Source organism: Nocardia sp. NPDC058499, assembly GCF_042719915.1.
Lineage (GTDB): Bacteria > Actinomycetota > Actinomycetes > Mycobacteriales > Mycobacteriaceae > Nocardia.
In genome coordinates this window covers 334,556-352,136 of sequence record NZ_JBHXMZ010000001.1, presented here as the reverse complement: position 1 = coordinate 352,136, position 17,581 = coordinate 334,556, and the positions used below count along the sequence as shown (strand labels likewise).

Here is a 17,581-nt window from a genome sequence, read left to right as displayed (position 1 = left end):
TGGGGTCGGCGGGCCATCGGCTCCGCTCCGTAGAGTCGGCACGGTCGGCCGGCGCTCGCGGCGCCGGCGTCGGTGCGAAATGGGAGGAAGCATTGGCCGCGCCCGATCCGATGCAGTTGCATCCGTCCACGCGTCCGGACCTGACGAATGTGGTGTTCCTGGCGAATCAGGTCGACTCCCCGTTCATCGAGGTGGGGGCGTTCACCTACTTCGACGACGAGTGCAGTGGGGTGCCGTTCCAGGAAGGCAATGTCCTCTACAACTACGGCCCGCAACGGCTGGTGATCGGCCGGTTCACCGCGATCGCGCCCCGCGCGACCTTCCTGATGCCCGGGGGCAACCATCCCATGGTCGGCCCGTCCACCTACCCGTTCACGATGTTCGGCGGTACATGGATGGAGAACACCCTCGAGGTCTTCACCGCCATCGATCCGCTGCCCGATACGGTGATCGGCAACGATGTGTGGATCGGCCGGTCGGCCACGATCATGCCCGGGGTGCGGATCGGTGACGGCGCCGTGGTCGCCGCGCATTCGGTGGTGACCAAGGATGTCGAACCGTATGCGATCGTCGCGGGTAATCCCGCCCGTCCCATCCGCACCCGCTTCACACCGGACGAGGTCGAAACGCTGCTGCGGATCCGGTGGTGGGACTGGCCGATCGAGGTGATCACCGAGCACGCGGCCCTCATCATGGGTGGTACTCCGGCCGATCTGCCGGCCGTGGCGGAGTCGCTCGGAACCGCGTGAACCGCGCGGCCCCGGCCGCAGTTCATTCGCCGACCGACACGAAGCGCCGGCCGGATCATCGCAGCTCGAGGCTCCGTAGGATGGGTTCATCCGCCGATCCCCGAGGAGCCACCGTGACCAGGTATCGCGCAGTTCATCGCATTCTCGGCTTCATCTCCGCATCCGCCGCCGCGGGCGCGCTCATCGCCGGCGTCGCCGTTGCGCAGCCGCCGCCCACCGGCCCGGCGCCCGTACCCGCCCTGGACCTGGACCGCTATCTCGGTACCTGGAATCAGCTCGCGGCTATCCCGCAGCCTTTCAATTTGGAATGTGCTCGCGATACCCGTGCCGAGTACACGCAGGATCCGCAGGGCAATATCGCGGTGCACAACCGGTGCACCACCTGGACGGGCGGTACCAACGAGATCCGGGGCACCGCGAAGGTCACCGATCCCGTCACGCGGGCGCAACTGCACGTGAGTTTCCCGGATGTGCCCGGTCAGGACTCGATCGACGGGCCGCCCAACTACATCGTCACCGCACTCGCGCCCGACTACTCCTGGGCGGTGGTCACCGACCCGAGCCGGCTCTCCGGTTTCGTGCTGGCGCGCGAGGCGGCGCTGCCGGCCCCGGCCTGGCGGCAGGTGCGCACCGCGATCGAAGCGGCCGGGCAGAGCCCGTGCTTCTACCTCACGTCACCGACCACCGGCGGCATCCCCGATATCGCTCCGCTGTGCCTGCGCTGAGATACCCGACGCGCCGCGGCGGGTATCCGCGCCACACGTCTGCGACGCCGGGCGTGGCGGGGTGGCCGACGGCATAATCCTCTGTATGGCTGACAACTGGAACACGCAGATCATCGAGGAATTCCGGGCGAACGAGGGGCGCGTCGGCGGGCCTTTCGAGGGTGCGCCGATGCTGCTGGTGCATCACCGTGGCCGCAAAAGCGGGCGCGAATCCGTGGCGCCGACGATGTACCTGCCCGACGAGCAGGTTCCCGGCGACCTCATCTATGTATTCGCCAGTAAGGCCGGTGCTCCCACCAATCCCGACTGGTACTACAACCTCACCGCCGCCGGACAGGCCACGGTGGAGCGCGGTACCGAGACCTATCCGGTCACCGTCACCGAGGTATCGGGTGCGGAACGGGACCGGATCTACGCCGAACAGGCCCGCCGCTACCCGGGTTTCGGCGAATACGAGGAGAAGGCCCGCGGCATCCGTACGATTCCGGTGCTCGCCCTGCGGCGCGCGTAACGCCCGGCAGGCGCCGTGTTCACCGGTCGGCGTCGGTGTAGCGGATGATGCCGCGGATATTGCGTCCGGCGAGCATGTCCTGATAGCCCTCGTTGATGTCCTCGAGCCGGTACTGCCGGGTGACCATATCGTCGAGGTTCAGTTTGCCCACCTGGTACATCGACAGCAGATGCGGGATGTCGTAGTGCGGGTTGCCGCCGCCGAAGATGGTGCCCTGCAGGTTCTTCTGCAGTAGCGAGAGCATGGACAGGTTCAGGGTGGCCTGGTTCTCGGTGAGGCTGCCCATGGCGGTGAGTACGCAGGTGCCTGCCTTGGCGGTGATCCCCATCCAGCTGTCGACCTCCTCGCCGTGTACCTCGCCGACGGTGACGATCACCTTCTTGGCCATACCGCCCCAGGTGATCTCCGCGCACGCGGCGGTGGCTTCCTCGATGGTGGCGTAGGCGTGGGTCGCACCGAATTTCAGCGCCTGCTCGCGCTTCCACGGCACCGGGTCGACCGCGAAGATGTATCGGGCGCCGGCGTGGACGGCGCCCTGCAGCGCCGAGATGCCCACCCCGCCCAGGCCGATGATCGCGACATCGTCGCCGGGCCGGATATCGGCGGTGCGCACCGCCGACCCGTAGCCGGTGGTGACACCACAGCCCACGAGGCAGGCCACCTCGAACGGGATCGATGGATCGATCTTCACGACCGAGCTCTCGTGCACCACCATGTACGGGGAGAAGGTGCCCAGCAGGGCCATCGGGTAGACGTCCTGGCCGCGGGCCTGGATTCGGAACGATCCGTCGGTCACCGAGGTGCCCGCGAGCAGTAGCGCGCCCAGATCGCAGAGGTTGCGCAACCCGGCCTGACACGACGGGCATTTCCCGCAGGACGGGATGAAGGACAGCACCACGTGATCGCCCACCGCGAGGTCCTCGACCGCCTCGCCGACCTCGATGACCTTGCCCGCGCCCTCGTGACCGCCGAGGACCGGGAAACCCATCATCGGGATACCGCCGGTGACCAGATGGTGGTCGGAATGGCACATCCCCGCGGCCTCGAGTTGGACTTTGACCTCGTGTTTACGCGGGTCGCCGATTTCGATCTCCTCGATCTGCCACGGCTGGTTGAATTCCCAGATGAGAGCGCCTTTGGTCTTCATCGTTTACTCGCTTTCTCAGCGCCCCGGGGCCCGCCACGCACCCGGGCGATGGGCTCCGAACTCACATGAACAACTGTATGGACAAGAGTCCGGACAACGATACGACAAACTCGCTCCGGCGGGGTGGCTATTCGTCGAGTGCGGTGTACTCCGGCACCCGAAGCGCCGAGAGGTTGAGATGGTGAACTAATATCCATCTCATAGCTTCACCTCGAGGAGAAGGAGATCGGGCCATGGGTGCTCCGGACACCGCCGTCACGTCCGCCCCGGCCGGCGCACCGATCGGGCCCGGTTCGCTGACCTGGAAATACGCCGGAGACCTGCGGAACATGCTGTTCCTCGGCCGCACCGGCATCCTGCAGAACATGCATCCGGCGGTCGGGGCCGCGCTCCAGGACCATTCGAACTTCTTCGCCGACCCCTGGGACCGCCTGATCCGTTCCCTCCCGCAGATCCAGGGCATGATCTACGACGCCGATGCCGAAGCGCAGGCCGGTCGCGTGCGCGACTACCACCGCCCGTTGAAGGGCACCGATTCCCGTGGCGAGCGCTACCACGCGCTGAACCCGGACGTGTACTGGTGGACCCACGCCACATTCGTCGAACTCACCCTCGCCCTCAACGAGCATTTCGGCACCCCGCTGACCTCTGCGGAGAAGGACCAGTTGATCGCCGAAGGGGTCACCTGGTGGCGGATGTACGGTTTGTCCGACCGAGTGCTGGTCTCGAATTACGCCGAGTTCGAGGAGTATTGGAACCGCACCATCGACGAGGTGCTGGAATCCAATGCGACCACCGATTTCGCGCTCCGCCTCGGCAGTGTCCGGATCCCCGCCATGCCCGGTATCCCGGAACCGGTGTGGTCGGTGATATGGCGGCCGGTCATGGCGTTCAATGTGTGGCTGGCCAATGCGCTCATGCCCGAGCGGGCCCGCGAAATTCTCGACCTGCGCTGGGGTCCGCTCGATCAGAAACTCTTCGGCCTCTTCGCGACAACGGTGCGCACCGTCTGGCCGCTGTTCCCGGAGCGCCTGCGCTACGCGCCGCGCGCCTACGCCGGAATCGAACGGGTTCGCAAGGCCTGAGGTCATTCGAGGGTGCGGAAAGGTGCGCGGTGCGGCCGGCAGGCTCACCGGGCCTCGCCGCCGGATAAGCACGGCAGTCCGGTTCCGCCCTATCGAAGAGCATGACCACTGCGCCGGCGTTGACCTCCGCGGGAGGTGACCGGTCTGGGCCGAGGAATTGACCCTGGTCGGCGAGTGATCGTTCCTCGGCAGACAGAAGCGGTTTCAGTCGATGGGAGAGACGACCCGATAACCGCCCGGGCCGGCCGTTACCTCGGTGATCGGCCCGGTCGGTCGCCCGCAGTGCCGGTCGCAACCGGACCAGTGTTGCCGGCCGGCCGTGACGATCGCCGCGGCAGGAACAGCATCGCCTTCGGTGGTCCGGGGGGCGGTGGTGCGACCCGCTTCGACTGCGGCCGTGACATCGGCGCGGATATCGGTATGCGATTTCGCGCAGCCCGGCCGCCCCGCGCAGGCGGTGATCCGCAGCCACGGCGAGTCGGCGTCGAAGACCAGCCCCATCGGCGCCAGAACCCGGACCACCTGTTCGGCCGGCCCTTCGCCGAGATCGGTGATCGCCAGGCTGCGCCACGGGGTGAGCAGGATCGGGCGTTCGATCGCGGCCAGGAATTCGGCAGTGCGGGCGGGCAGGGAACCCAGGCGCACACCGGCGCCGAGTGTGACCAGTCCGTCGTCCTGCGGGAGCCAGCCGATCGGCGGGCCGGCCACCTCGGGGAGTTCGAGACGTTCGGTGCCGGGGGACAGGCCCATCCGGGCGGTGAGTCGTTCGGCGCCGTCCTCGATCTCCTGGAGGCGCCACTGGCCGGTCCCGAGTTCCAGGAAGCCGTGCGCGGCGGCCAGCAGAGTCTCGACCGCTTGGACGGCCGAGACTCGGACGCCGCTGTCCCGCCCGGCGAGCAACAGTGCGAAACGGTCGTCGCCGAGACCGTGTATCCCGATATCGGGCCGCAGGCTGCTCACATCGCCGCGGCCGTCGTCCACCGTGAACAGCACTCGGCCGGGGAGGCCGGCCAATCGCGGGGAGGCGAGCAGGCGGGCATCGAGCGCACTTACCAGTGGCCGGATATCGGGGTGCGGGCCGATACGCCCGGACAGCGGGGAGGCGATGATATTGCGGACCCGCTCATGGGTCCGGCTCGGCAGCAGTCCTGCGCTGTCCAGGAGGTCCGCGAGTGCGCCGGCGTCGCGTACTTGCCGGAGCTGCACATTGCCGCGGGAGGTCAGTTCGATATTTCCGTCGCCGAGCCGGTTCGCCGCCTCGGCCAGTGCCTGAACCTGTGCGGGTGTCAGGCGGCCGCCGGGTACGCGGACCCGGGCGAGCGGTCCGTCGGCGGCCTCGTGTAGCCGGAGGACGCCTGGGCAGGAATCGGCGGTGGTACGTGACATATCCGGACCAGGATACGAGGTCGGCGCGGAGTGTCCGGCGGTCACCACCACCGTCCGGCCGCCTTCTTCGGAGTGAGGTGCCGGACAGATCGGCTCCAGTGGAGCAGAGACCCTCGCACGGCCGAATAATAGCTAATACTCAGCAACTATCCTGTCGGTCCCTGTCGCAGTGTCCCGGACACTCCCCGGGCTCCGGCGGCACCGGCCGCCGGTGAGGCCGGCCCGTGTTTGCGCCGCCTTCTTACCGGGTGTGCCGAAGACGTATGGCCGGGGGCGGAGGCGGGTCTGCGGGCGGATTGATCCGCCCCTGTTCGGTCCTGAAACCGGGATCGGAAAAGGAGATTCCCGCGGGAATTCCGACCCGCGCGGTAGTGGCCTGTTGCCTACCGTTTCCCCGTTCTGAAATCTTGCTGCTCCAGAATATTTCTGTTCCGCCTCACTCGGCCGGGGATCGCGATAGTGTCGATCGGTCTGCCTGCTTTCCGCAGGCATTCTTTTCCACCACGAAATCGGTCCGTAGGAACGGGTATGAGCGCAGGAATGGACAGCGGGGTCGGCGCGGCCAGGGCGAAAACCGCAGCGGTAACGGAACGGTTGGCGCCGCGTGATGCCGTCTTCTACTACGACGAAACCGACCGGCATCCCTCCACGATCGTCGCGGCCTACGTATTCGATTGCCGCGGTGCGGAATTGCTCGATACCGCCGCGGCAGTGCGCTGGGCACAGGAGCGGGCAGGGCTCGCGCCGCTGTTCCGGCGCAGGCTGCGCCGGGTGCCGTTCGACCTGGACCTGCCCTATTGGGTTCCCGACCCGGCCGTCGATATCGCCGAACATGTGCATGTCGAACCGGCCGGTGCGGACTGGGATACGGTCCGGGCCCGGCTCGGTGAGATAACCGTGGCACGCGTGGACCTCGACCGTCCGCCGTGGAAGTTCCATTTCTTCGATCGAGTCCACGGGGTACCGGGCGCGCCCGGGCCGACGACGATACTGGTGCTGAAGTTCCACCACAGCGCCGGTGACGGGGTGGCGACCCGGGAGCTCGAAGCGCAACTGTTCAGCGGGCGCATGGCCCCGGCCGTGCCGGGCGGCGCGCCCTGGCGGCCGGCGGTGGCGGGGGTACGTGCCGCACTGCTGTTTCCCTACCGCCTGGGCTGTTTCGCGGCCGGCCTGCGCCGCGCCGCCGTGACCCGGACGGAGGTGCGTGCCCGGGTCGCGGCCGGGCTACTGGACGAGCCGCTGCCCATCCGGCCCGCCACCCGGTTCAATCGCGCGGCCGGTCCCGGCCGTACGGTCGATCAGGTGACACTGGCGTTGTCCGAGGTCAAAGCCGCGTGTGCCCGCTGTCCGGAGCGTACGACGGTCAACGATGTGATGTTGACCGTGGTATCCGGAGCGCTGGCCGCCTACCTCGGCGAGAAGCAGGAAACTCCGCCGGATTCGCTGGCCGCCATGGTGCCGATCTCGATGCGCGGTATCGCGGAATGGGATTCGGTGAACCGGCTCAGTCAGATGGCCGTCGATCTGCACACCGGCATCACCGATCCCTCGGCGAGACTGGCGGCGATCCGGGAATCGGTGCGCCGGGAACGTCACCGCAACATCGATCCGGCGGTTCTGCGGTACGCCGCCCGGGTGGAGACCTCGCCGGCCTGGCTGTTGCGGCTGGCCGGCTGGGCCCGGGCCCAGCGATCGTTCGCCGGAGCCGAGTCGATACCGCTGAGCAACACCACGATCAGCAATGTTCCGCCGACCGGCGACGGTTTGACCTTCCGTGGTGCACCGCTGCTCCGCGCGTTCGGTGTGCTGCCGGTACTGGACGGCGACGGCCTGCGGCATCTCGTCACCTCGCAGGGCGACGAACTGGTGATCACCTTCCATGTGGATTCGGCGATGATGCCCGACCCCGAGCGTTACCGGGAACTGCTGGTGCAGTCGTTCCGCGACCTGGTCGACGCCCTCGACCGAGGAGGGATGCCGGTTCCGGACGGCGCCCCGCCGATCCGGAATCAGGCACCCAGCGCCGCGCCCAGCAACGGCCAGGAACGATGCAGATCGTCCTCCCAGTACCCCCAGGAATGAGTACCGGACGGTCGCAGATCGAAGACGATATCGGTGCGGCCCAGCTCGTGGGTGCGCTGCTGGAGTGCGCGGGTGCAGTAATCGGCCGCGGCCTCGATCCCGCCGCCGACCAGCAGCTGGTTCCACAGCATCTTCTGGTCCCCGTGCAGCCGCGGGCTCGTCGCCGTGTCATGGCGGCCGGGTAGCCCGCTGCCGCTGGAGATGTACATCGGGATATCGGGGAGCCGGTGCGCCTGCAGGTAGGGATCGTGTTCCTGCCAGCCCGGACCACCGACCGGGCCCCACATGTTCTCGGAGTCGGCGCCGCCGAGGCTGACGACCAGCGTGACGAAGGCCTGTCCCAGCGGATCGCTGGTCATCGCGCAGCCGCTGTAGGCGGCCGCGGCGCGATACAGCTCGGGCGCGCGGATGGTGAGGTCGAGAACCGAGGTAGCGGCCATGGAGATACCGGCGATGGCATTGGCGCCGGTGGTGCCGAATGCGGCGTCGACAACCGGTGGTAGCTCCTCGGTGAGGAAGGTCGCCCACATATTGCGGCCGTTGTTCCCGAGGTTTTCCGCCAGCCCGGCATCGGGCTGCTGCCAGTCGGTGTAATAACTGAAGGCGCCTTCCAGCGGAATCACGACATTCACATGTTTGTCCGCGAAAAAGCCGGCCACATCGGTTTGTGCGGACCAGCTCGCGGCGTCCTCGCCGCCACCTGCACCGTTGAGCAGATAGAGGGTGGGCGCGGGCGTCCGGGTATCGGCCGGGCGGAGCACCTGCAGGGCGATATCGCGCTGCATGGCGGGGGAGTGCACCGTGATATCGAGAGAACGCCCGGCGCCCGGCGTGCGGGAGACGATGGACGCGTCGGGATCGGCGGTCGTGGTAGCCGCGGTGCCGAGTGTGAGGAGGGCAGCCGAGGCGAGCAGAACAAGCGCCCGCCGAGGGCCCCGCAGGAGTGAATTCATATGCGCCTCAGGGGGTATTGGCCGGCTCGGAATACAAGGGGTACGCCATGGCTCATGGCGGAGGGGTCCATCCGTCGTATCGGATGGACCCCTCGTCTGGTCCCGGATCTACTTGCCAGGGGCGGGCGTGCCACCGCTCAGGGTGATCAGGGCGTTCACCAGGTTGGTGCCGAGCCCGCCGGCGCTGGCGGTGCCCATGCCCAGAATTTCAAAGAGGGATCCCACGTGTTTCTCCTTGTATCACTGGAGTTCGGAATTCCGGCCGGAATTCCGATGAATGAATGGTTTGCTCAGTCGCGAATTATGCGATGATGGCTTCGAGTGAACCCAGGAACACTTCGAAGAGACCGTCGCCCGCCACGGCCGATCCGAGAGCCGGAATCAGTGCCGTGAGCATATCGCTCAACGAACCCATGGTGAATCTCCTTCGGAGGGTTGAAGCGCCCTCTCCGTCGTGGACTGCACGCCGTGAGGGCGGTCACGGCCGGTGCGGCCGATGGTGACCCAGGCAACATAGCAAGCGTCCAATTTTCCCGCAACGAATTCCTCTAAATTCATCTGCCCGATGGCCAGCTATCTTTGGGCAACTCGACTACCGGCTGTCTGGGCTACCGAGTTCCGGGAACCGCCGCCGGCACCCGGCTCGACCATGAGCTCACCCTGTCCGGTGTGCCGATGGGCCGAGCCGGCCGTCGCGATACCATGCGAGCGCTCGACGGGTGACGAGGAAACCGGTGGAACTCCGGTGCGGTCGCGCCACTGACACAGCCAGACCCTCTCCGGCGAGCACACCGAACCCCGACGGGCGCGTCACCCCAGGAAGGTCACCCTTGTGATTCTGCTGCTGTCCACCTCCGATACCGATCTGCTCAGCGCACGCGCGAGCGGCGCCGACTACCGGTGGGGAAACCCGGCCCGCCTGCTGGTGGACGATCTGCCCGGCCTCCTCGACGGCGCGGAACTGGTGATCGTGCGCATTCTCGGCGGCAAACGAGCCTGGGAGGACGGACTGGCCGCGCTGCGCGACAGCGGACTTCCCGTCGTGGCCCTGGGCGGGGAGATGGCGCCCGACGCCGAACTCATGGAATGCTCCACCGTCCCGGTGGGGGTGGCCTCCGATGCCCACAACTATCTGGCGGCCGGTGGCCCGCAGAACCTGCGGCAGTTGCACAACTTCCTGTCCGACACCGTCCTGCTCACCGGGCACGGATTCGAACCGCCGGTACAGCTGCCCAGCTGGGGCCGGCTGGAACGCGACGCGCGGGGTCCGGAGCCGGCGGGGAAACCGACGGTCGGCGTCGTCTATTACCGCGCCCAGCATCTGGCGGGAAACACCGGCTATATCGATGCCCTGTGCACCGCGATCGAGGACGCCGGCGCGGTACCGCTGCCGATCTACTGTGCCTCGCTGCGCACCGCGGAACCGGAACTGCTCGACACCCTCCGGCAAGCCGACGCGCTGGTGGTCACCGTGCTGGCAGCGGGTGGCACCAAACCGGCCACGGCCTCGGCGGGTGGCGACGACGAAGCCTGGGATATCGGCGCGCTCGCCGAACTGGATGTACCGATCCTGCAGGGGCTGTGCTTGACCGGCGGCCGCGCCCAATGGGAAGCCAACGACGACGGCCTGTCCCCGCTGGATGTCGCGACGCAGGTCGCGGTGCCGGAATTCGACGGGCGCATCATCACCGTGCCGTTCTCCTTCAAGGAGTTCGACGCCGACGGATTGTCCACCTACGTACCCGATCCGGAACGCGCCGCACGGGTCGCGGGGATCGCGGTCCGGCACGCCCGGCTGCGCTACATCCCGGCCGAGCGGAAACGGCTGGCGCTCATGCTCTCCGCCTACCCGACGAAACACGCCCGGATCGGCAACGCCGTCGGCCTGGACACCCCGGCCAGCGCCATCGCCCTGCTCGGTGAGCTCCGCACGGCCGGATACGATCTCGGCGCGGCCGGTGAGGTCCCCGGCCTCGAGGAAGGCAACGGCGATGCGCTCATGCACGCCCTGATCGCCGCCGGTGGCCAAGACCCCGACTGGCTCACCGCCGAACAGTTGGAGGGCAACCCCATCCGGATCGGCGCGCAGGTGTACACCGCGTGGTTCGAGACCTTGCCCGCCGAACTGCGCGAGGCCGTGGTGGCGGCGTGGGGTCCGCCGCCGGGCGAACTCTATGTGGACACCTCCGCCGACCCGCGCGGCGAAATCGTCATCGCGGCCCTGCGGTTCGGCAATATCGTGCTGATGGTGCAGCCGCCGCGCGGGTTCGGGGAGAACCCGGTGGCCATCTACCACGACCCCGACCTCCCGCCCAGCCACCACTACCTCGCCGCCTACCGCTGGCTGTCCACCGATACCGAATCGGGCGGTTTCGGTGCCGACGCGATGGTGCATATCGGTAAACACGGCAACCTGGAATGGCTGCCGGGTAAGACACTGGGGATGTCGGCCGCGTGCGGTACCGACGCGGCGCTCGGTGACCTGCCGCTGATCTACCCGTTCCTGGTGAACGATCCGGGGGAGGGGACACAGGCCAAACGCCGCGCGCACGCCACTCTGGTGGACCATCTGATCCCGCCGATGGCGCGGGCGGAGAGCTACGGCGATATCTCCCGGCTCGAACAACTGCTCGACGAGCATGCCAATATCTCCGCGCTCGACCCGGCGAAACTGCCCGCCATCCGGCAGCAGATCTGGACCCTGATGCGGGCCGCGAAAATGGACCACGATCTCGGGCTGGCCGAACGCCCGGAGGAAGAGGTCTTCGACGATATGCTGCTGCACGTCGACGGCTGGCTGTGCGAGATCAAGGATGTGCAGATCCGCGACGGCCTGCATATCCTGGGCCGCGCGCCGGCCGGGGCGAGCGAGGTCGATCTGGTACTCGCCATGTTGCGCGCCCGGCAGCTGTGGGGCGGCGAGATGTCGGTGCCCGGCCTGCGGGAAGCACTGGGGCTCAGCGAATCCGGCGACGAAGCCCGGGAACGGGTCGATGCCGTGGAATCGCGGGCCCGGGAACTGCTGGTGGCCCTGCAGGCCGCGCAATGGTCATCCGGGGCGGTGGACGAACTCGTCGAACGGTTCTCCGGCAACCTTTTCGGTGAATCGGGTGGTGACCGGGAGGCCGTGGCTTCCGTGCTGCGGTTCGCCGCGACGGAAGTCGTGCCCCGGCTGCGCGGGACCGAGGTCGAGATCGACCGTGTCCTGCACGCGCTCAACGGTGGTTTCATTCCCGCCGGCCCCAGCGGTTCGCCGCTGCGCGGGCTGATCAATGTCCTGCCCACCGGCCGCAACTTCTATTCGGTGGACCCGAAGGCGGTGCCGTCGCGGCTGGCCTGGGAAACCGGGCGGGCCATGGCGGATTCACTGCTGGAGCGCTACCTGGCCGATCACGGAGAATACCCGCGTTCGGTGGGTCTTTCCGTCTGGGGCACCTCGGCGATGCGCACCTCCGGCGACGATATCGCCGAGGTACTGGCACTGCTCGGGGTGCGCCCGGTATGGGACGAGGCGAGCCGCCGTGTCACCTCCCTCGAGGTCGTGGGCCTCGCGGAACTGGGGCGGCCGCGAATCGACGTCACCGTGCGGATCAGCGGCTTCTTCCGCGATGCCTTTCCCCACGTGCTGGCTCTGCTCGACGACGCCGTCCGCCTGGTCGCCGCGCTCGACGAACCCGCGGAATCGAACTATGTGCGCGCCCATATGCTCTCGGACCTGGCCGGGCACGGTGACGAACGCCGCGCCACCACCCGGATCTTCGGTTCGAAACCGGGTACTTACGGCGCGGGCCTGCTGCAGCTCATCGATTCCAAGAGCTGGCGTACCGACGACGATCTCGCGCAGGTCTACACCACCTGGGGCGGTTACGCCTACGGCCGCGACCTCGACGGTGCTCCCGCGGCCGATGATATGCGCACCGCCTACCGTCGGATCACGGTGGCCGCGAAGAACACCGATACCCGCGAACACGATATTGCCGATTCCGACGACTATTTCCAGTACCACGGCGGAATGGTCGCGACGGTACGGGCGCTGACCGGTAAGAACCCCGAGGCCTATATCGGTGACAGCACCCGCCCGGATTCGGTGCGCACCCGCACCCTGTCGGAGGAAACGACCCGGGTGTTCCGCGCTCGAGTGGTGAATCCCCGCTGGCTCGAGGCCATGCGCCGCCACGGTTACAAGGGCGCGTTCGAGATGGCGGCCACGGTGGACTACCTGTTCGGTTACGACGCCACCACCGATGTGGTCGCCGACTGGATGTACGAGAAGCTCGCCGAAAGCTACGTTTTCGACGAGACGAACCGCAAGTTCATGGAGCAGTCCAATCCGTGGGCGCTGCACGGTATCGCCGAACGCCTGCTCGAGGCCGCCGAACGGAAGATGTGGACCGAGCCGGAAGCCGAAACGTTGGACCGGTTGCGTCAGGTCTACCTCGAGGCCGAGGGCGAATTGGAGTAGCCGCAGGCCGGCCTGCGGCGGCTGCCGGCCCCCGCTGGACGCAGACTTACGCTGCCCAGGTTCCCTGGATGTAGCCGTTACTGGTTGCGAAGACTATCGCCACGGGTTCGTGTCCGTCAGGTAGTTCGAAGGCGACCAGCCCGCGCCGCCTTTCGCCGGGATCCAGCACCCCGAACTGCAGCCCACCCGGGATATCGGAGAGCGCGCCGAGGTTCTCGCCGCCGGTGGTGGCCAGGTTCAGGTCGTACGGGCCGATAGCGGCCATGTCGCCCTGGGCTTCGACGTCGACCTCGTACACGACTACGCTCGCGTCGTTCATCCGGGGCGGCATGGTCTGCTCGGTTGCCCGCACGGTGATCGCCATAGGGCCCCCGCTCTGGACCTGGATGGGCGTCCCCAGCGGCACCGCTTCGGTGGGCTGCTCGGCGCGGACCTCTACCTGCGGTGGTGGTGGTTCGACGGGGTCGGGAGCGGCCACGGCCGGGGCTCCGGACAAGGCGGGGAGGGCGATTGCGAATGCGGCGATGAGCTTTCTCATGGTGCATCCTTCGGCGGTTTCGGTCGCTACCGGGCACTGGTTGCTTTGTTTCCGGGCCGACGCGCGAACCGGCCGGCTCGCCGCGACGCCTGGAAACGCTGATACCGCAAGGCCATACGCTCACGCATGATCGCTCATACGCGTGTGCGCAGGCCTATAGTGAGGGTATGCCCGGTCCGGCGGGTACCGAACCCGCTGACCGTGATCTTGCCGAAGGCGTAGTACTCGATCTTGACGATGCCTCGTCGTGACAGACCGTCACAGGGTCCAGGCGCCCTGGACGAAATCGTCGTTGGTGGCGAAAACGATTTCCTTGGGCTGCTGCCCGGTGAGCTCGAAGGCGACCAGCCCGCTGCGCGGCTGTCCCGGCTCCACGAACCCGCCGGGATATTCACCGGGGACACCGGTGAGCGGATAGACCATATCGCCGTTCGTGGTGATCAGCCGCAGGTCCAGGGTCGGCAGGAAATAGGGCTTACCGGCGGTCTGTTCGGCGCCGACATCGAAGACGAGTACCGAACCTCCCGCGGCGCGGGGCGCGGCCTCGGCCTCGGACGGACGCACCGTCACCGTCATATCGCCACCCGTACGAATCGGGAAGGTAGTGCCCAGGGGGCCGCTTGCGGCCGGTTCGGCGAGTACTGCGGCGGGCGGTCCCGGCTCCACCGGGGTGGGTTCGGAAACGGCCGGACCCGCGAAAACGAGGGGCAGGACGACCGCGGCGGCGGTCACGACGATCTTTTTCATCCTCATCCTTCTCCGGGGTCTCGGTCCTCCGCGAGCCTAGGGGCGACACGCCGCTGTGCCCAACCCGGGAGATCATTGGTACCGAAGCTGTGATGTTCGATCTTGGAGAGACCGCACCGTGACCTACGCGCCGGCGGCTTCCAATATCTGCCGTGCGGTGTCGATCTGCTCTGCCAGCACCGCCGGGTCCGGGCTCAACCGAGTGATGATCGTGTCCATCTCGCGCAGACCGGCGCGTTCGAGCAGGCGTTTCTCGTTGGTCACCCATTCGCCGCGGGCTGCCAGGATCGCATGTGCCGTCTGCATCGCCGCGGTGGCCAGCACGCCGGCGGTTTCGGTGACGCGGCTGTGCGGTGCATGCGCGGAGCGGGCGTAGCGCAGGCCGAGATCCGCCTGCCGCCGCCAGATCGGCGGCGCCACCGTCCGCATCGCCTCCGGAAACGCGGGTTTCGGCAGTTCACCCCGTAACACTCGGGATACGGCGAGTTCGCCCACCACCAGGTAACTGGGAATGCCCGCCAGATGGAACGCCAGCGGCTCCCAGCGGAATCGGCCCTGTTCGGCTTCGGCGAGTTCGTGCTCGATCACCGTGAGATCGCGGTAGTGCACATCGACGGCGCGGCCGTCGATCGTCAGCCAGGCGCCGCCGTTGAAGACCCCGCCCCAGGCCCCGGTATCGGAGACCTCGCCGGGCCAGCCGACGGCTCGTAGGCCGGCCGGGTCGAAACGGTCGCGATAGTAGAGCGCGAAATCCCAGTCGCTGTCCGGTCCGTGGGTGCCCTGGGCCCGGGAACCGCCGAGCGAAACGGCGACGACCCCGGGCAGGGCGGCCAGGCGGTCGGCGACGTGGGCAACGAAATCGTCGTCGGTGCGCACGGGATCCTTTCTGCGGTGACGGTCCGGAACAGTCTCACGCCGGTCCGGTGGTGTCGGCTTCGCGGGACACCGTATCGACGTCCGGTTGCGCACGCAGCCGGTTTTCCAGCCCGTCCAGCACGCAGATAAGCCCGAAGTCGAAGCCGACTGCCTGACCGATCGTCGAATTCTCGGGCATCACGGTGTGGTAGTCGGCGCGCATTTCCGGATAGTCCGCGGCCAGTTCGTCGAGGGTTTCCAGCAAATCGGCGCCCCGGACCGGGCCGGCATGCGCCTTCTGCATGGCGATTACCGGAACAACCTGGCCGAGAACGTAACTGTTCACCGTGCCGCCCGCGAGATACACATCCAGCTCGCGGAAACCGGCCTCGTGAAATGTCCGGCGCAGTTGTTCGCCGAGCCGGAATGCGCGGGGCCCGAAGCTCGGGAGCCGGCCGATGAGGGCGGCCGCCCAGGGGTGGGCGAGCAGGACGGCCCGCAGGTTGTAGGCGTAGGTGGTGAGCGATTCGCGCAGGTCGCCCGGCCGGTCCAGCCCGCCGCCGTCGCCGGCCAGACCCCAGAACTCGTCGAGTGCGAGCTCGAGCAGCTCGTCCTTGTTCGCCACATGCCAGTACAGGCTGGTGGCGCCTGCGCCGAGGCGCGCGCCGAGTTTGCGCATGCTCAACGCCTCGAGGCCTTCCTCGTCCAGCAGCGCGATCGCTGCCTGCACGATCTGATCCCTGGTCAGACCTGAGGTCCGGGGCTGCCGGGGTGCGCGGGTCCATACGGAGTCGAACTTCTCGGCCACGAGTCGATCCTAGCCTGGCTCGCACAACGTTCGATCTGGTCGTACAGTGTGCGAGTGGAATCGAACACTGTACGAGACCCGCGCCGGTGGCTGATCCTCGCGGCGCTGTGCCTATCCCTGCTGGTGCTCATGATCGACAGCACCGTGCTCAATATCGCGATCCCCTCACTGATTCGTGAGCTTGACGCGACCCCCGCCGATATCCAGTGGATCCTCGACTCCTACGTCCTGGTCTTCGCCGGCCTGCTGCTCACCGCCGGGAGCCTCTCGGACCGGTTCGGGCGCCGGCGGATGCTGATCCTCGGCCTGGTCGTGCTGGGTGTGGGGTCGCTGGCGGCGGTCGTGGCGACCGAACCGTGGCAGCTGGTGGCCGCCCGCGCGGTGATGGGTCTCGGCGGGGCGCTGCTCATGCCCTCGACGCTGTCCATCCTGATGACCACCTTCGACGAGACCGAACGCCGGATGGCCCTGGCCGCCTGGTCCACCGTGTCGATCCTCGGTATTGTCGCCGGCCCCGTCCTGGGCGGCCTGCTACTGGAGCGCTACTGGTGGGGATCGGTGTTCCTGCTCAATATCCCGGTGGCCGTACTGGCCATCGTGGCCGCCCTCGTCCTCATGCCCGAAACCACCGGCGAACAACGTCCCATCGACCTGGTGGGCGTGGTGCTGTCGGTGATCGCCCTGGGGTCCACGGTCTACCTGATCATCGAGCGGGAATGGAATATCGCGGGCCTGGCGCTCGCCATCGCGTCGGCGGTCGCCTTCGTGCTGTGGGAGCGGCGGCAGAAACATCCGATGCTGCCGCTGGGCCTGTTCGCCAACCGGGATTTCACCGGCACCTGCGCCACGGTGCTGCTGATGGTGTTCGGGATGGGCGCGGTGATGCTGATGCTCACCCAGTACCTGCAATTCGTCCTCGGCTACGGGCCCATGAAGGCCGGCCTGGCGCTGCTGCCCTATGCGCTCGCCGGTGCGGTGTTCAACGGTATCGGTGCCACCCTGGGCAAGAACCTCCCGAACAAAACTCTCATCGTCTCGGGTCTGACCGTGATGGCCGTGGCGTTCACCGTCCTCGCCGTCGGCGACGGGTATCTGTGGGTGCTGGTGAGCATGCTGGTCATGGGTATCGGCGGCGGCCTGGCCGGTCCGTCCGCCTATACCGCCATCATGAACACCATTCCGCTGCGGCACGCGGGCGTGGGCTCGGCGCTCAACGACACACTGCAGCAGGTGGGTATGGCGCTCAGTATCGCGATCCTGGGCAGTGTGCTGGCGGGTGTGTTCACCGACCGGATGCCGGCCGGGGCACCGGCGGCAGCGCGGGAGTCCATCGGCGCCGCCTTCGAACTCGGCTACGCCGACGTCGCGAAATCGGCTTTCACCGACGCGGTCTCGGTGGGCGCGTGGGTGAGTGCCGGGTTCAGTCTCGCGGCCGCGTTACTGGGGCTGATCCTGCTGCGCTCGCGTCCGGCGCCTGCCGATCATCGTGAACCGGTGGCCGTATCGGACTGACCCCGGCCGGCCGCCGGGCTC

The 17,581-nt window shown here is 67.6% G+C and carries 14 protein-coding genes; 7 read left to right on the top strand and 7 right to left on the bottom strand.

Annotated features, from left to right (window positions below; genetic code table 11):
* Positions 1-92: 92 nt before the first annotated feature.
* The 3 genes from ACFWPH_RS01550 to ACFWPH_RS01540 all read left to right on the top strand — a co-directional run bounded on the left by ACFWPH_RS01550 (position 93) and on the right by ACFWPH_RS01540 (position 1,985).
* A complete protein-coding gene (locus ACFWPH_RS01550) occupies positions 93-749 on the top strand; it encodes a CatB-related O-acetyltransferase (protein WP_378747491.1) in 657 nt (218 codons plus the stop codon).
* Between the two features lie 113 nt (positions 750-862).
* Complete coding sequence (locus tag ACFWPH_RS01545; RefSeq protein ID WP_378747490.1) at positions 863-1,474, top strand: lipocalin family protein; 612 nt, start codon at positions 863-865, stop codon at positions 1,472-1,474.
* An 85-nt stretch (positions 1,475-1,559) separates the two neighbouring features.
* Positions 1,560-1,985, top strand: a complete 426-nt coding sequence (locus ACFWPH_RS01540; protein WP_378747489.1) for a nitroreductase family deazaflavin-dependent oxidoreductase — start codon at positions 1,560-1,562, stop codon at positions 1,983-1,985.
* A gap of 19 nt (positions 1,986-2,004) precedes the next feature.
* Here ACFWPH_RS01540 and ACFWPH_RS01535 read toward each other — a convergent pair whose 3' ends face one another.
* On the bottom strand, positions 2,005-3,132 hold the full coding sequence (locus ACFWPH_RS01535; protein WP_378747488.1) for an NDMA-dependent alcohol dehydrogenase: 1,128 nt from the start codon (positions 3,130-3,132) through the stop codon (positions 2,005-2,007).
* A gap of 233 nt (positions 3,133-3,365) precedes the next feature.
* On the opposite strand from ACFWPH_RS01535, the gene ACFWPH_RS01530 reads away from it, so the two are divergent.
* A complete protein-coding gene (locus ACFWPH_RS01530) occupies positions 3,366-4,217 on the top strand; it encodes an oxygenase MpaB family protein (RefSeq protein WP_378747487.1) in 852 nt (283 codons plus the stop codon).
* Between the two features lie 204 nt (positions 4,218-4,421).
* On the opposite strand, the gene cobG is transcribed toward ACFWPH_RS01530, so the two are convergent.
* Positions 4,422-5,603, bottom strand: a complete 1,182-nt coding sequence (cobG, locus tag ACFWPH_RS01525) for a precorrin-3B synthase (RefSeq protein ID WP_378747486.1) — start codon at positions 5,601-5,603, stop codon at positions 4,422-4,424.
* Between the two features lie 528 nt (positions 5,604-6,131).
* Here cobG and ACFWPH_RS01520 point away from each other — a divergent pair.
* Positions 6,132-7,685: a wax ester/triacylglycerol synthase family O-acyltransferase gene (locus tag ACFWPH_RS01520; RefSeq protein WP_378747485.1), complete on the top strand. Its 1,554-nt coding sequence runs from the start codon at positions 6,132-6,134 to the stop codon at positions 7,683-7,685.
* Here the strand turns inward: ACFWPH_RS01520 and ACFWPH_RS01515 are convergent.
* Complete coding sequence (locus ACFWPH_RS01515; RefSeq protein WP_378747484.1) at positions 7,613-8,638, bottom strand: alpha/beta hydrolase; 1,026 nt, start codon at positions 8,636-8,638, stop codon at positions 7,613-7,615. The two genes, ACFWPH_RS01520 and ACFWPH_RS01515, sit on opposite strands and share 73 nt — an antisense overlap.
* 832 nt (positions 8,639-9,470) lie before the next feature.
* Between ACFWPH_RS01515 and cobN the strand changes: the two genes are divergently transcribed.
* The gene (gene cobN / locus ACFWPH_RS01510; protein ID WP_378747482.1) at positions 9,471-13,100 is read left to right on the top strand and encodes a cobaltochelatase subunit CobN; all 3,630 of its coding nucleotides are present in this window, start codon (positions 9,471-9,473) and stop codon (positions 13,098-13,100) included.
* A gap of 46 nt (positions 13,101-13,146) precedes the next feature.
* Here the strand turns inward: cobN and ACFWPH_RS01505 are convergent, their stop codons facing one another.
* The 4 genes from ACFWPH_RS01505 to ACFWPH_RS01490 form a co-directional block, all read right to left on the bottom strand.
* Positions 13,147-13,638, bottom strand: coding sequence for a hypothetical protein (locus ACFWPH_RS01505; protein WP_378747481.1), 492 nt, complete (start codon positions 13,636-13,638; stop codon positions 13,147-13,149).
* A 258-nt stretch (positions 13,639-13,896) separates the two neighbouring features.
* A complete protein-coding gene (locus ACFWPH_RS01500; protein ID WP_378747480.1) occupies positions 13,897-14,385 on the bottom strand; it encodes a hypothetical protein in 489 nt (162 codons plus the stop codon).
* Between the two features lie 123 nt (positions 14,386-14,508).
* The gene (locus tag ACFWPH_RS01495; protein ID WP_378747479.1) at positions 14,509-15,261 is read right to left on the bottom strand and encodes a nucleotidyltransferase domain-containing protein; all 753 of its coding nucleotides are present in this window, start codon (positions 15,259-15,261) and stop codon (positions 14,509-14,511) included.
* 34 nt (positions 15,262-15,295) lie between these two features.
* A complete protein-coding gene (locus tag ACFWPH_RS01490) occupies positions 15,296-16,048 on the bottom strand; it encodes a TetR/AcrR family transcriptional regulator (protein ID WP_378747477.1) in 753 nt (250 codons plus the stop codon).
* 54 nt (positions 16,049-16,102) lie between these two features.
* Here ACFWPH_RS01490 and ACFWPH_RS01485 point away from each other — a divergent pair, with 54 nt between their 5' ends.
* A complete protein-coding gene (locus tag ACFWPH_RS01485) occupies positions 16,103-17,560 on the top strand; it encodes an MFS transporter (protein WP_378747476.1) in 1,458 nt (485 codons plus the stop codon).
* Positions 17,561-17,581 lie beyond the last annotated feature (21 nt).

Bases quoted from the DNA above. Each gene is read 5' to 3' on its own strand.
- ACFWPH_RS01500 (WP_378747480.1), bottom strand. From the start codon at position 14,385: ATGAAAAAGATCGTCGTGACCGCCGCCGCGGTCGTCCTGCCCCTCGTT.
- ACFWPH_RS01535 (WP_378747488.1), bottom strand. From the start codon at position 3,132: ATGAAGACCAAAGGCGCTCTCATCTGGGAATTCAACCAGCCGTGGCAG.
- ACFWPH_RS01520 (WP_378747485.1), top strand. From the start codon at position 6,132: ATGAGCGCAGGAATGGACAGCGGGGTCGGCGCGGCCAGGGCGAAAACC.
- cobG (WP_378747486.1), bottom strand. From the start codon at position 5,603: ATGTCACGTACCACCGCCGATTCCTGCCCAGGCGTCCTCCGGCTACAC.
- ACFWPH_RS01530 (WP_378747487.1), top strand. From the start codon at position 3,366: ATGGGTGCTCCGGACACCGCCGTCACGTCCGCCCCGGCCGGCGCACCG.
- ACFWPH_RS01515 (WP_378747484.1), bottom strand. From the start codon at position 8,638: ATGAATTCACTCCTGCGGGGCCCTCGGCGGGCGCTTGTTCTGCTCGCC.
- ACFWPH_RS01540 (WP_378747489.1), top strand. From the start codon at position 1,560: ATGGCTGACAACTGGAACACGCAGATCATCGAGGAATTCCGGGCGAAC.
- ACFWPH_RS01505 (WP_378747481.1), bottom strand. From the start codon at position 13,638: ATGAGAAAGCTCATCGCCGCATTCGCAATCGCCCTCCCCGCCTTGTCC.